Source organism: Sphingobium sp. SJ10-10 (assembly GCF_036038995.2).
Lineage (GTDB): Bacteria > Pseudomonadota > Alphaproteobacteria > Sphingomonadales > Sphingomonadaceae > Sphingobium.
The window spans coordinates 2,042,834-2,056,570 of sequence record NZ_CP158132.1; the positions used below are offsets into that span (position 1 = coordinate 2,042,834).

The 13,737-nt window shown below is 65.2% G+C and carries 13 protein-coding genes; 9 read left to right on the forward strand and 4 right to left on the reverse strand.

Annotated elements, in window-relative coordinates; genetic code table 11:
* Positions 1–33 precede the first annotated feature (33 nt).
* The 4 genes from VVT58_RS09925 to VVT58_RS09940 are packed head-to-tail and all read left to right on the forward strand — an operon-like array spanning position 34 to position 2,663.
* On the forward strand, positions 34–636 hold the full coding sequence (locus VVT58_RS09925; protein ID WP_327752589.1) for a LemA family protein: 603 nt from the start codon (positions 34–36) through the stop codon (positions 634–636).
* Between the two features lie 7 nt (positions 637–643).
* A complete protein-coding gene (locus VVT58_RS09930) occupies positions 644–1,447 on the forward strand; it encodes a TPM domain-containing protein (RefSeq protein ID WP_327752588.1) in 804 nt (267 codons plus the stop codon).
* Positions 1,447–2,124, forward strand: a complete 678-nt coding sequence (locus tag VVT58_RS09935) for a hypothetical protein (RefSeq protein ID WP_327752587.1) — start codon at positions 1,447–1,449, stop codon at positions 2,122–2,124. The genes VVT58_RS09930 and VVT58_RS09935 overlap by 1 nt, the downstream gene beginning before the upstream one ends.
* Positions 2,121–2,663 (forward strand): NUDIX hydrolase, encoded by a 543-nt coding sequence (locus VVT58_RS09940; protein WP_327752586.1) that lies wholly within the window; start codon positions 2,121–2,123, stop codon positions 2,661–2,663. The genes VVT58_RS09935 and VVT58_RS09940 overlap by 4 nt, the downstream gene beginning before the upstream one ends.
* Before the next feature lie 218 nt (positions 2,664–2,881).
* On the opposite strand, the gene VVT58_RS09945 is transcribed toward VVT58_RS09940, so the two are convergent.
* The 4 genes from VVT58_RS09945 to VVT58_RS09960 are packed head-to-tail and all read right to left on the reverse strand — an operon-like array spanning position 2,882 to position 8,532.
* Entirely contained in the window at positions 2,882–4,396 is a 1,515-nt protein-coding gene (locus tag VVT58_RS09945; RefSeq protein WP_066554918.1) for a Ppx/GppA family phosphatase, read from the reverse strand.
* Between the two features lie 5 nt (positions 4,397–4,401).
* Positions 4,402–6,540: an RNA degradosome polyphosphate kinase gene (locus VVT58_RS09950; RefSeq protein WP_087574781.1), complete on the reverse strand. Its 2,139-nt coding sequence runs from the start codon at positions 6,538–6,540 to the stop codon at positions 4,402–4,404.
* Positions 6,541–6,571: 31 nt separating this feature from the next.
* A complete protein-coding gene (locus tag VVT58_RS09955; RefSeq protein WP_327752585.1) occupies positions 6,572–7,186 on the reverse strand; it encodes a chromosomal replication initiator DnaA in 615 nt (204 codons plus the stop codon).
* Positions 7,183–8,532 (reverse strand): heavy-metal-associated domain-containing protein, encoded by a 1,350-nt coding sequence (locus tag VVT58_RS09960; protein WP_405053694.1) that lies wholly within the window; start codon positions 8,530–8,532, stop codon positions 7,183–7,185. The genes VVT58_RS09955 and VVT58_RS09960 overlap by 4 nt, the downstream gene beginning before the upstream one ends.
* A gap of 43 nt (positions 8,533–8,575) precedes the next feature.
* Between VVT58_RS09960 and purM the strand changes: the two genes are divergently transcribed.
* From purM to nadB, 5 genes are read left to right on the forward strand one after another with little or no spacing between them, the layout of a single operon-like run.
* The gene (purM, locus tag VVT58_RS09965; protein WP_327752584.1) at positions 8,576–9,670 is read left to right on the forward strand and encodes a phosphoribosylformylglycinamidine cyclo-ligase; all 1,095 of its coding nucleotides are present in this window, start codon (positions 8,576–8,578) and stop codon (positions 9,668–9,670) included.
* A 4-nt stretch (positions 9,671–9,674) separates the two neighbouring features.
* Positions 9,675–10,625 (forward strand): phosphoribosylglycinamide formyltransferase, encoded by a 951-nt coding sequence (purN, locus tag VVT58_RS09970; RefSeq protein WP_327752583.1) that lies wholly within the window; start codon positions 9,675–9,677, stop codon positions 10,623–10,625.
* Between the two features lie 59 nt (positions 10,626–10,684).
* On the forward strand, positions 10,685–11,626 hold the full coding sequence (locus tag VVT58_RS09975; protein ID WP_327752582.1) for an ABC transporter ATP-binding protein: 942 nt from the start codon (positions 10,685–10,687) through the stop codon (positions 11,624–11,626).
* Positions 11,623–12,066: a DUF559 domain-containing protein gene (locus VVT58_RS09980; protein WP_327752581.1), complete on the forward strand. Its 444-nt coding sequence runs from the start codon at positions 11,623–11,625 to the stop codon at positions 12,064–12,066. The genes VVT58_RS09975 and VVT58_RS09980 overlap by 4 nt, the downstream gene beginning before the upstream one ends.
* A gap of 9 nt (positions 12,067–12,075) precedes the next feature.
* Positions 12,076–13,692, forward strand: coding sequence for an L-aspartate oxidase (nadB, locus tag VVT58_RS09985; protein WP_327752580.1), 1,617 nt, complete (start codon positions 12,076–12,078; stop codon positions 13,690–13,692).
* Positions 13,693–13,737: the final 45 nt, after the last annotated feature.

Sequence of the window (13,737 nt, forward strand, 5' to 3'; positions counted from 1 at the left end):
TTTCCGTCAGCGAAACAAGCTTAAGGATGTTCCATGACGATCCTGCGCCAACTCCGCCTGTTCCTCCTGCCACTGCTGGGCGCCTTTGCGCTCTCCGCCTGCGGCATCAACAGCGTCCCCGCCGCCGAGGAGGTTGCCAAGGCCAAATGGGCCGACGTGCAGGCGCAATATCAGCGCCGTTCCAATCTGGTCGGCAATCTCGTCGCCACGGTAAAGGCGGCGGGCAAGCAGGAACAGGACACGCTGGTCAAGGTGACGGAGGCTCGCGCCAAGGCGACCTCCGTGCAGGTCAGCGCCGAGGATTTGTCCGATCCCGCCAAGGTGCAGCAGTTCCAGCAGGCGCAGGCGCAGCTTTCACAAGGTCTGGGCCGTCTGCTCGCTTCGGTCGAAGCCTATCCGGACCTTAAGACCAACCAGAATTTCCTCGACCTGCAATCGCAGCTCGAAGGGACGGAGAACCGCATCGCCGTCGCCATCCGCGACTATAATGAAGCGGTGCGCGCCTATAATACCCGCATCCGCACCTTCCCCGACGCGATCGGCGCCAAGATCATCCATGGCGCCAAGCCCATGACCCCGTTCCAGGCCACCACGCCGGGCGCGGAAGAAGCGCCGAAGGTCGATTTCGGCAACTGAGCCGGTGATGCTCCGCCGCCTGCTCCTGATCCTGTCGCTGCTGCTGTTCATCCCGGCGGCGGCGCTTTTGGGTTTTCCGCCTCCGGCTCAGGGACAGACTTTCCCGAAGCTGACCGGGCGGGTGGTGGATGACGCCGCCCTGCTCTCCCCGCAACAGGAACAGGCGCTGACCGACAAGCTCGCGGCGCTGGAGCAGCAGAGCGGGCGGCAGTTGGTGGTGGCGACGCTGCCCGACCTTCAGGGCTATGACATATCCGATTATGGCTATCAGCTCGGCCGGGCCTGGGGGATAGGCGACAAGGAAAAGAACAACGGCGCGCTGCTGATCGTCGCGCCCAATGAGCGCAAGGTGCGGATCGAGGTCGGCTACGGCCTGGAAGGCATCATGACTGACGCCTTGTCCTCCCAGATCATCCGCAACGACATCACGCCTCATTTCAAGGCGGGCGACATGCCCGGCGGGATCGATGCGGGGGTGGACGCGATCGGCAGGTTGCTCACCCTCCCGCCTGAGGAGGCGAAGGCGCTGGCGGCACAAGCGGAGGCCAAGGCGCGGGACGCGTCGGACGATGGCGGTGGTTTCATGCTGGTGTTCTGGCTGTTCGTGGTCGCGATCATCGTCCTGTCCATGTTCTCCAGCCGGGGCAAAGGCCGCCGCTATCGCGGTGGGTCCGGCCCGATCATCCTCTGGGGACCGGGCGATTCCGGCTGGGGCAGCGGTGGTGGATCAAGTTGGGGCGGCGGAGACGGCGGCGGCTTTTCGGGCGGCGGCGGCAGCTTCGGCGGCGGCGGCGCTTCGGGGGATTGGTGATGCGTCTGCATTTGAACGAAGCCGACCATGACCGCGTGACTGTTGCGGTAGCCGAAGCGGAAAAGGCGACCGACGGCGAGATCGTCACCATCGTCGCGCGCCGCTCGGACGCCTATCATGATGCCGGGCTGCACTGGGCGATCGGCGCGGTGTTCCTGGCTCTGTCCGCCGCTGCGGCTTTTCCGCAGCAATTCCGGGCGCTTTGCTCCTGGCTGCTGCAAAGCTGGGAGCATGAGGTCGAGGACTGGAAGCTGCTGACGGTTCTGCTGGGCCTGCTGATCCTCAAATTCCTGATCGTCCGCTATGCGCTGGCCTGGATGCCGCTGCGCCTGGCGCTGACCCCGAAAGCCACCAAGGCGCGCCGCGTGCGCCGCCGCGCCATCACCCTGTTCCGCGCCGTCGCCCAGGGGCGCACGCGAGGGCGGACCGGCGTGCTCATCTACCTTTCGCTGGACGAGCATCGGGCGGAACTGGTCGCGGATGCCGCCATCAACGCAAAGGTCGCGCCCGAAATCTGGGGCGACGCCATGGCCGCGCTGATCGACGGCGTGCGGGAAGGCCGCGCCGCCGACGGCATGGCGCAAGCGGTGCGGCAGGTCGGCGTGGTGCTGGCCCGGCATTTTCCGGCGACCGGCGACAATCCCAATGAATTGCCCGACAGGTTGATCGAATTATGAGTGAGCAGGACATGATCTCCCCCGAAGAAATCATGTGGGAAGGCCGCTTCATCACCGCCAAGCGGCGAGGGCGTTGGGAATATGTCGGCAGGGCGCGGGGCATCCATGCCGCCGTCATCCTGGCCGTCGAGGACGCAACCGATGGCCCCCATGTGCTGCTGGTCGACCAATATCGCGTACCGCTGGGCCGCCGCTGCATCGAACTGCCCGCGGGACTGGTGGGCGACCATGACGAGGGCGAGGAAGCCGTGCTCGCCGCGACCCGCGAACTGGAGGAGGAAACCGGCTATCTTCCCGGCCGGATGGAATCGCTGGGGGAGTTCTACAGCTCGCCCGGCATGGTGTCGGAGAGCTTCACCCTGTTTCGCGCCCATGACCTTAAGAAAACCGGCGAAGGCGGCGGCGTCGCGGGGGAAGACATCCGCGTCCACCGCGTGCCGCTGAATGGGATTCATGATCGGATCGCGGCATGGCGGGCGGAGGGCTTTGCCATCGACGTAAAACTGCTGTTGCTGCTCGGCGCGGGGATGGTGGGATGAGGGCGGAAGGCGGACGGTCTACTCGCACCCTTTCCTAGAAACACATCGTGCTCCTGCGAAGGCAGGAGCCTAGTTCCGCCGCTTGTGGATCATTGCACGGTAGGAACTGGGTTCCTGCCTTCGCAGGAACACGGATGCGCTCAATGGCTGCCAATGGCCAATTGCCGCCACTAAATGAACCTGCTCCGACCAACCAGCCCGCTCTCTCCACCCAATCCCTACCAAGCCAGGCGGTACTTCACCCCCATGGCCTGCGCGAGTTGACGCTGCCGCCGCTCCACCGCTTCCCCGAACAGATCGGCGTCCACGCCCCGCAACCGCAGTTCGAGCACATTGCCCTCCATCTCCAGCCGGGAGGCGAGCAGCGGCCCTTCGACCCCGCCGGAAAGCCGCTGGCCCAATCGGATGGCCAGCCCCCATAAGGTAGCGCGCTGCAGCGCTTCGGGCGAAGCCAGCCGCTCGATCCCGGGCGGCGTCGACACGCCGCCGCCGAAATTGCTGTGCAGCGCCTGCGCCAGCATCGCCCGCTCGGCCGCAGTGATACCCACCCAATTGCTGTGCAGCGCGATCTCGACCCCCCGTTCCGACCGGAAATCGGGATTGGCGCGCCAGCCGACATCCGCCAGCAGGCAAGCCGCCCGCCTTATCCGTCGCCATGCGCTGCCGTCCTCCAGGAACAGGGGCGCGATCCAGCGTTCGATCATGTCGCCATGACCGGCGAAGCGGCCCTGCGCCTCCCCTTCCGCCTCGGCCGCGATCAGCAGCGGATCGTGCGCCTGAATGTCCGAAGGCAGGTCGCTGAACAGCAACCCTTCGCGCAGACCGTAAGCCGACACCACCAGCCGGCTCGACTTCAACTGCCGCACGATCACCGACAGCAGCGCCGCCGCGTTGGGCAGGGTCGGCACGCGCGATCCGGTGATCTGGGGAATATCCTTGAACCGCGCCTTGCCGACATGGGACACGATGCGCGTCAACTGTTCGGCGCGCCCGGCAGGCATATCATATTGATGCACCACCGGCAGCGGGAATTGGGTGAGTTCCATGTCGAATCGCGCCAGCGCGCGCCACGACCCGCCAACCATGTAGAAGGGCAGGTCCGCGGGCGCGTCCCATCCCGCCTTGACCAGCATCTTCTTGACCAGCCGCTCCAGCACGGCCGGCCCCTTGGCCCGGATCTGCGGCAGGCGCAGCACGCCCAGCGGCAGCGAGACCGTCTCATGCACCGCGCCATCGCGAATACGGGCGAGTTCCAGGCTGCCGCCGCCCAGATCCCCGACGATGCCGTCCGCTCCGGGAATGCCCGACAGCACGCCATGCGCCGCCGCGATCGCCTCCTGCCCACCCGACAGCAGCTCGACGTCCAGCCCCATGGCCTTTGCACGCTGGATGAACTCGTCGCCATTGTCCGCATCCCGGACAGCCGCAGTGGCGACGCAGCGCACCTCCTGCACCTCCATTTCGCGGCAGAGATGGGCGAAGCGGCCCACGGCCCGCAGACCCCGGTCCATCGCCTCCGGCTCGATTCGCCCGGTCTTGCCCAGCGACGCGCCCAGCCCCGCCATCACCTTCTCGTTGAAGAGGATGAAGGGAATGCGGCGCGGCCCGTCATAAACGACCAGACGCACGCTGTTGGAGCCGATGTCGATGATCGCCGTGCGCGCCTTGGCCTGCTGCGGCGACGTCGCCATGCCGGGGGCGAGCGCCCGGACCTGGCTCAGCATGGAATTCATGGACCTCAGGCCCGCCCGCGCAGGCGAAGGGTCGGCACCGCCCCGCTGTCCAGCGACGCGCCGCGGCCCGACAGCGATGGGTTGGTCATGAAATAGCGGTGCAGGTTGAACGGCCGGTCGGTCGCCTCGACCCGATGATATTGGCCGTCGCAATCCAGTTCCCAGCTCTGCTCGGTGTCGATCAGGTTGGCGACCATCACCTGGTCGAGAATCTGGTCGTGCACGGTCGGATTCTCGACCGGCGCCAGAAACTCCACGCGCCGGTCGAAATTGCGCGGCATCCAGTCGGCCGAGCTGATATATACCTTGGCGCCATTGTTCGGCAGCGCCTTGCCATTGCCGAACACGGTGATGCGGCTATGTTCCAGGAAGCGGCCGACCACCGACTTCACCCGGATATTCTCCGACATGCCCGGAACGCCCGGCCGCAGGCAGCAAATGCCCCGCACGATGAGTTCGATCTGCACGCCCGCATTGCTCGCCGCATAAAGCTTTTCCATGATCGCCGGGTCCACCAGCGAATTCATCTTCGCCCAGATGGTTCCCGGCCGCCCGGCCCGGACATGCTCGATCTCCGCATCGATCAGCTCGCACAGGCGGTTGCGCAGGTCGCGGGGCGACATCACCAGCTTTTCCAGCCGCTGCGGTTCGACATAGCCGGTGATGTAGTTGAACAGCGCGGCGGCATCGCGGCTATAAGCCGGGTCAGCGGTAAAGAAGCTCAAATCGGTGTAGATACGCGCTGTGACCGGATGATAATTGCCCGTGCCGAAATGGCAGTAGCTGCGGAACTGCCCGCCTTCGCGCCGGACGATCATCGACACCTTGGCATGGGTCTTCCAGTCGATGAAGCCATAGACCACCTGTACGCCCGCACGTTCCAGCGCGTCGGCCCACATCAGATTCTGCTCCTCATCGAAGCGGGCCTTGAGTTCCACCACGGCGGTCACCGACTTGCCCGCCTCCGCCGCGTCGATCAGGGCGCGGATGATCGCGGACTGCTTGCCCGCGCGGTAGAGCGTCTGCTTGATTGCCACCACATCGGGGTCCGACGCCGCCTGCTTCAGAAAGGACACTACCACGTCGAACGCTTCATAGGGGTGGTGGACGACGATGTCCTTCGCCCGGATCGCGGCGAAGCAATCCCCGCCATATTCGCGGATGCGCTCCGGAAAGCGCGGGGCATAGGGCTCGAATTTCAGGTCGGGCCGGTCCTCTTCGACAATCCCGCTGAGATCCCCGATCCCGACGAACCCCTCCACCTCCGCGATGATCGCCTCATGGCCCTGGAGCATGTCCTGCAACATCTCCTCGACCGGCTCGGGGATGCGCTCCTCTATCTCCATGCGGATCACACGGCCGCGGCGCCGGCGCTTGATCGCGCTGCGGAAATAGCGGACCAGATCCTCCGCCTCTTCCTCGATCTCGATATCGCTGTCGCGGATGATGCGGAACACGCCGCTGTTGCGCACCCGATAACCGGGGAAGAGATCGGCGGAAAAGCGCCGGATCACCGCCTCCAGCGCCATATAGCGCGCTATATCCCCCGGCATCCGCACGAAGCGGGCGAGCGAGGACGGGATCATCACCAGTTCGCGAATCGATTCCTTGTCCGACAGCCGTTCCAGATCGAAGACGATCGACAGCCCCTGATTGGGAATGAAGGGGAAAGGATGCGCCGGGTCGAGCGCCTGCGGCGTCAGGATCGGGAAGACTTGCGTCAGGAAATGCTCCCGCAGCCAATTCTCGCAGCTCGGGTCGAGCGCGCTGGATGGGCCGATGACTTCGATCCCCACCTTCCCCAGTTCGCCGTGCAGTGCGCCCCAGACCTTCTGCTGCGCACCCATCAGCCGGGCGGTTTCATCGGTAATGGCGGCCAGTTGCTGCGCCGGGGTCAGCCCGTCGGCGGAGCGCATGTCGACATCCTGCAACTGCTGACCCTTAAGGCCCGCCACGCGCACGGAAAAGAACTCATCCAGATTGGCTCCGGAAATCGACAGGAACCGCAGGCGCTCCAGCAGGGGATGCGCCCGGTTCATCGCTTCCTCCAGCACGCGCTGGTTGAAAGCCAGCCAGGACAGCTCCCGGTTGAAATAGCGGTCGCCGGGCAGGGTCAGGCTGGCGGAGGGGTCAGCTTCGGCCACATATCTCTCATAATTTTTCAGAACCGGATGGTCAGTCCGGGACTATAGGCAAAAATCCCGCGCCTTGCAGGACATCTTTCGCCATAGCGATAGAAATCTTACGCCCCGATGACAATGCGGCCTCGTCCAGTAGCCGCGTGACCGCTGCGATCGACGCATAGCTGCGCTCGATCCGCCGCAACAGCCAGTCGGGCAGATCGGCGGCATATTTGGCGCCCGCGACGACGAAAGACCGCTCGATCAGCGCATGGGCCAGCGCCTCGTCCGGTTCCTCCAAAGCGACATGCGGCACCGCGGCAAGGCGGGAGCGAAGATCGGGCAGCGCCACCGGCCATTGCTCCGGCGGAAGGTCACCGATCATCAGCAATGGCCGCCGCGTCGTCTGCGCCTCGTTCCAGGCGTTGAACAGCACCTGTTCGTCCTGCCCAGGCGCGTCGTCGATCACGGCGCCGCCGCTCATCGCGACGAAATGGCGGCCCAGGGTGGAGCGGCCCGACAGAGGCGGCCCTGTCAGCACGCTGATCGCCAGCGGCCAGCCCTGCCAATTTTCCAGATGGCGAACGGCGATGCGGTTGGCTTCGCTGACCAGGAATTCGTCGCCCGCTCCCTGGCCCGGCCGGTCGAACGGCAGGCTGATCTGTCTCATTGTGCCGGAGCGGCTCCCGTCGCAGCGGCGCGGCGGATGCGCAGCGTATTGCCGGACACCGCGACGCTATAACCCTTCGCCGCCAAAGCCGCTCGCAGCGTATCGACCGTGCCGTCGAAGCTCACCTGCATGACGGAGGTGCCGCCGAGCGCCAGGCTGCTGGTCGCGGCGGAACGGACTCCCGCGATGGAGCGCAGCGCCGCCTCGCCCTGCGCCACCGATCCGACATCGGGCGTGTCGAACTGGATCGCGAAGCTGCCGGTCGTGGCGGCCGGCGTCGGCACGTCCAGCGTTTCCACCGGCAGATCGGCAGCATTTTCGATGGCCAGAGCGTCAGGATCGACCGGCTCCTCGATGATCAGCGAGGGATCGGGCCGCAGACGGCCATCGTTCAGCGCCTGCGTATAAAGCTGGTCGATCCGCTGCGTCGCCTGATCCAGCATCTGCGGGATCGCGCTGTCATTGGAGGCGCGGAGCGAAAAGCTGCCGATCAGGCTATTGTCCGGGCCATAGCGCGCAGTGAAAGTGCCGGTCACGGGGCCACCGGGATATTGGCGATCCAGCCGGGCCATGGGAATCACCACGTCGGCGGCGCCATATTGGTCCAGCAGCACCCGCCACCACAGCCGCCCGCGCCGCCCGGTCTGCCCGCCATTCAGCAGAATCGGGTCCGCGATCGAGCCCGCCACGCGCACATAATCGATCGCGCTGTCGCCGGTGCGGAACCGCGCCCAGGCCTTCTGCCATTCATTGATGCGCTCATAGGACACGGCCGATCCGCCGTCCCACAGCACCGGGATCACCAGCAAAGGCGGCGAATGCACGACATTGCTGCCGGTAACGCCCAGCAACTGCCCGGTGCGCGCCCGGTCGAACATCACTCCCAGCGTCGCCACATAGCGGTTCGGCCCGGCCTGCTCATATTCGATCTCAATGCCCGAAATCATGCCTTCCAACTGCGAATCGGACAGCGCGGGCACTCCGGTGCCGCCATGAGTCCGCGTCCAGAGCATCTGCCAGGCCCGCCGCTGCGCCAGGCGCCAGCCCGCCTTGCGCGCGCTGTCGGCATCCTTGGCGAAGACGTCGACCTTCACATGGCTTACCTGGAAGTCGCCGCCGCTGGCGATCGGCGGCACCCCGCGCTCCCCCTCCATCTGCGCCACCAGCGCCGCTGCGGCGAGGCCGAGCGCGATCGCCCCCATAATCTGGAGCGGTCGCGCCAACACCCGAAGAGAGCGCACGCGAAACAGGTTCAGAGGCCGAAAAGACAGGCCACGAAGGACATGAGGCACATTCACGCGCGCCCTTTTGGCGAGATTTGCCTGCCCTGCCAAGCGGCAACCCATTTCCCGTTCCGTTTTCTTGAGCTTTGTTCTAGGGCGCGTCCTTATGAGCGACACCGAATCCTATAGCTACGCCAAGGCTGGCGTCGACATCGCCGCAGGCAATGCGCTTGTCCGCGCCATCGCCCCGCTTGCCAAGGCCACCCGCCGCCCCGGCGCCGACGCCGAACTGGGCGGCTTTGGCGGCTTCTTCGACCTGAAAGCGGCGGGCTATGACGACCCGCTGCTGGTCGCGGCCAATGACGGCGTCGGCACCAAGCTGAAGCTCGCCATCGATCACAACGCCCATGACGGCGTGGGCATCGACCTGGTCGCCATGTGCGCCAACGACCTGATCGTACAGGGCGCCGAGCCACTTTTCTTCCTCGACTATTATGCCACCGGCAAGCTGGAGAGCGGCGTTGCCGAACGCGTCATCGCGGGCATTGCGGAAGGCTGCAAGCAAGCGGGCTGCGCGCTGATTGGCGGCGAAACGGCGGAAATGCCGGGCATGTATGCGCCGGGCGACTATGACCTCGCCGGTTTCTGCGTCGGCGCGGTGGAACGGTCCCAGGCGCTGACCGGCAACAAGGTCAAGGCGGGTGACATGCTGATCGGCCTCGCCTCCTCGGGCGTGCATTCGAACGGCTTCTCGCTGGTGCGCCGCCTGGCTGCCGACAAGGGCTGGAAGCTCGACCGTCCGGCGATCTTCGACAATGAAGTGCTGCTGATCGACGCGCTGATGGCGCCGACGCGCATTTACGTGAAATCGCTGCTGCCGCTGGTCCGGGCTGGCCGGATCAACGCGCTCGCCCATATCACCGGCGGCGGCCTACTGGAGAATATCCCGCGCGTGCTGCCCGACGGCTGTCATGCCGTGGTCGATGCCGACGCGTGGGAACAGCCGCGCCTGATGGCCTTCCTGCAGGCGCAGGGCCATATCGAGCCGGAGGAAATGGCGCGCACCTTCAACTGCGGCGTCGGCATGGTGCTGGCGGTCGATGCGGATGCTGCCGACGCGGTTACCACCGAGCTGGAAGCGGCAGGCGAAACCGTCGTCCGCGTCGGTGTCGTGGAAGCGGGCGAAAAGGGCTGCACGGTCAAGGGAAGCCAAGGCACATGGAGCGCCAAGGCCGACTGGACCGCCACGCATCTGGGGTAGCCTCATGCAAAAAGCCAAGGTCGGCGTTCTGATTTCCGGGCGCGGTTCGAACATGGCGGCGTTGCTTTACGCCGCCAAGCACCCGTCCTGCCCCTATGAGATCGTGCTGGTCGCGGCCAACGATCCTGAAGCCCCCGGCCTGACCCTCGCCGCCGCGGAGGGCGTCGCGACCTTCGGCCAGAGCCACAAGGGGATGAAGCGCGCCGAATTCGACCGGATCATCGACGCGCAGCTTCGCAAGGCAGGCGCCGAATATGTCGCGCTGGCGGGCTATATGCGCCTGCTTTCGCCGGAATTCGTGGCCGGATGGGAAGGCCGGATGCTCAACATCCACCCCAGCCTGCTGCCCAAATATAAGGGTCTCGACACCCACCAGAAAGCGCTCGACGCTGGCGACAACCATGCGGGCTGCTCGGTTCATATCGTGACCGCCGAACTGGACGACGGCCCGGTGCTGGGCCAGACCGAAGTCGCGATCCTGCCCGGCGACACCGCCGACAGTCTCGCCGCGCGCATCCTGATGGCCGAACATCAGCTCTATTCCCGCACCCTGGCCGATTTCGTCACCCGCGAACGGCAGCCCGAATGGCTGTTAAACAAGGTGCGCGAACGCGTGTTCGCCTTGCCGCAAACGGACGAGGTCACCTCCCACGGCATGCCCTGCTTCGGCATCGAAAAGGGCAAGAAATTCGCCTATTTCACGCAGGATCATCATGGCGACGGCATCATCGCCATCCTCGTCAAGACGACCGCGCCGGAAGAACAGGCGATGTTGATCGAAAGCGACCCCGCCCGCTATTACCGCCCCGCTTATTTCGGTGACGGCTGGGTCGGCATCCGCGTCGACCTGGGCGACACGGACTGGGACCAGATTGCGGAGCGTCTCCATCGAAGCTGGCGCGAAGTCGCCCCGCGCAAGCTCACCGCCCTGCTGGACGCCGCCGACGAATTTTGAAGGATCGGGACACTCTGCGCCCTTCCCTTTGCGCTTGTCCCACCCCACTATAGGCAGCCATGACCGACACCGCCCCCTCCCCCGCCCCGCCCCCCGCCATCGAGATCACCAACCTCACCAAGGACTATAAGGGCGGCAAGCGAGCGCTCGACAATATCAACCTGTCGATCCCGCGCGGGCAGATTTACGGCCTGCTGGGTCCGAATGGCGCGGGCAAGTCGACGACGATCAACATCCTCGCGGGGCTGGTGAACAAGACCAGCGGCAGCGCAAGGATCTGGGGCTTCGACATCGACCAGAACCCCCGCAACGCCAAGAACTCGATCGGCATCGTGCCGCAGGAGATCGTCTTCGATCCCTTCTTCACCCCGTTCGAGACGCTGGAGAATCAAGCTGGCTATTATGGCGTACCCAAGGAGCGCCGCCGCTCGATGGAATTGTTGCGCGCCGTGCATCTGGAGGACAAGGCCAACGCCTATGCCCGCACCCTCTCGGGCGGCATGAAACGCCGCCTGCTGGTCGCGAAGGCGATGGTGCACAGCCCGCCGATCCTGGTGCTGGACGAGCCGACGGCGGGCGTCGACGTTCAGCTTCGCCAGCAGCTCTGGGCCTATGTCCGCGAACTCAACCGGCAGGGCGTGACGATCGTGCTGACGACGCATTATCTGGAGGAAGCCGAGGAACTGTGCGACCGCATCGCCATCATCAACCATGGCAAGGTCATCACCGACAAGCCGACCCGCGAACTGATCGCCATGGCGCAGGAAAAGGTGGTGCAGGTGACGGTCGACCGCGACATCGTGACGCCGCCCGCCGACCCCAGCTTCGAGAAGATCGAACTGTCGGACGAACGCACGCTGACCATCACCTATATGAAGAACCGCGCCAATGCGGGTCAGGTGCTGAGCGCCGTGCAGGCAAGCGGACTTTCGATCGTCGATGTAGTGACCCGCGATCCCGATCTGGAGGATGTGTTCCTCAATCTGACGGCGGCCGCGTGAGGGAGGAAGCCAATCCTGTTCCCCCTCCCGCTAGCGGGAGGGGGTTAGGGGGTGGGCTGGCGCAACCTTTCAAATCGAGGAACACTGCTCGCGCCAAATCACTCCGCAATGCGGCCTCGACGTCCGAACGTCTACTGTGGCAACAACTGCGCAATCGGAAATTAGGCTGCAAGTTCAGCCGCCAAATGCCGGTCGGCCCTTATTTTGCCGATTTCATCTGCCGCGAACTGAACCTCATTATCGAACTGGACGGTGCAAGCCACGATCACACCATCCAACATGATTCGCGTCGCGATAATTACTGCCTTGCCAAAGGCTATCGAATCTTGCGCTTTTCCAATGCCGATGTGATGAAAAATCTTGAAGGCGTTGTGTCGCATATCCAGGCAACGCTTGCGCTGGCCCACCCCCGACCCCTCCCGCCAGCGGGAGGGGAGTAAGAAGAATATATGCCCATCACCACCTATGACGTCGTCATCATCGGCTCCGGCGCGGCAGGGCTGACGGCCGCCATCAACCTCGCGCAGGACCGCAAGGTCGTGGTTCTGGCCAAGGGCGCGCTCGACGGCGGGTCGACCAACTGGGCGCAGGGCGGCATTGCCGCCGTACTCGACGCCGGTGACAGTTTCGAGGCACATATCGAGGACACGATGGTCGCGGGCGCCGGCCTCAACGACCGCAGCACGGTGGAGTTCGTCGTCTCCGAAGCCCCCGCCGCGATCGAGCGGCTCGCGGCGCTCGGCGTCCCCTTCAACGCCAATGAAGAGGGCGGCGAGGAGTTTGGCGAACGCTGGCACCTGACCCGTGAAGGCGGCCACAGCCACCGCCGCATCGTCCATGTCGACGACGCCACCGGCCATGCCGTGCAGGTCGCGCTGCTGAAAGCGGCCCGCGCCAATCCGAACATCACGCTGCTGGAGGATATGGTCGCCCTCGACCTCATCACCAGCCGCCATGGCGAGAAATATTCGGGCGACGGCCATGTCTGGGGCATCTACGCCTTCAACAAGCAGACCGACCATGTCGACGCCATATTGGGCCGCGCGACCATCCTGTGCACCGGCGGCGCGGGCCGCACCTATCTCTTCTCGACTGCGCCCAGGGGCGCGACCGGCGACGGCATCGCCATGGCCTGGCGCGCGGGCTGCCGCGTCTCCAACATGGAGATGAACCAGTTCCACCCGACCTGCCTCTACAATCTGGAGGTCAAGAATTTCCTCATCACCGAGGCCGTGCGGGGCGAAGGCGGGCATCTCAAGCTGCCCCCCGGCGTCCCCGGCGGCGGCGAGCGCTTCATGCCCCGCTTCGACGAGCGCGCCGAACTGGCGCCCCGAGACATCGTCGCCCGCGCCATCGACCATGAGATCAAGCGGCTCGGCCTCGACTATGTCCATCTCGACATCAGCCACAAGCCGCCGGAATTCGTGCGCACCCACTTCCCCACAATCTATGCGCGCCTGCTCGACCTCGACATCGATATCACCAAGGAACCGATCCCGGTCGTCCCGGCGCAGCATTATACCTGCGGCGGCGTGGTGATCGACCTTGATGGCCGCACCGACCTGCCGGGTCTCTACGCGGCGGGCGAAGTCACGGAAAGCGGCCTGCACGGCGCCAATCGCCTCGCCTCCAATTCGCTGCTCGAATGCTTCGTCTTCGGGGAAGCCGCCGCCCGGCACATCCGCGCCCATTGGGACGATCTGCCCTCGCCCCCGCCGATCCGGCCGTGGGACGAAAGCCGCGTGACCGATTCGGACGAGGAGGTCATCGTCCAGCATAATTGGAAGGAAATCCGCCGCTTCATGTGGGACTATGTGGGCATCGTCCGCACCACCAAGCGGCTGGAACGCGCCAAGCACCGCATCGACCTGCTGGCCAAGGAAGTGGACGAATATTATGGCCATTTCCGCGTGACGCCCGACCTGATCGAGCTGCGCAACCTGCTGGAGGTTGCGCGCCTGGTCGTCCGTTCTGCGCTCCACCGCAAGGAAAGCCGAGGGCTGCACTATACGCTCGACTATCCCGGCATGCTGCCGGACGCGGTCGATACTGTGCTGGCCCCATGAAAAAAGTGGCGCAGCGGCCTGTCGCGCTGCGCCATCAGGGGGGAG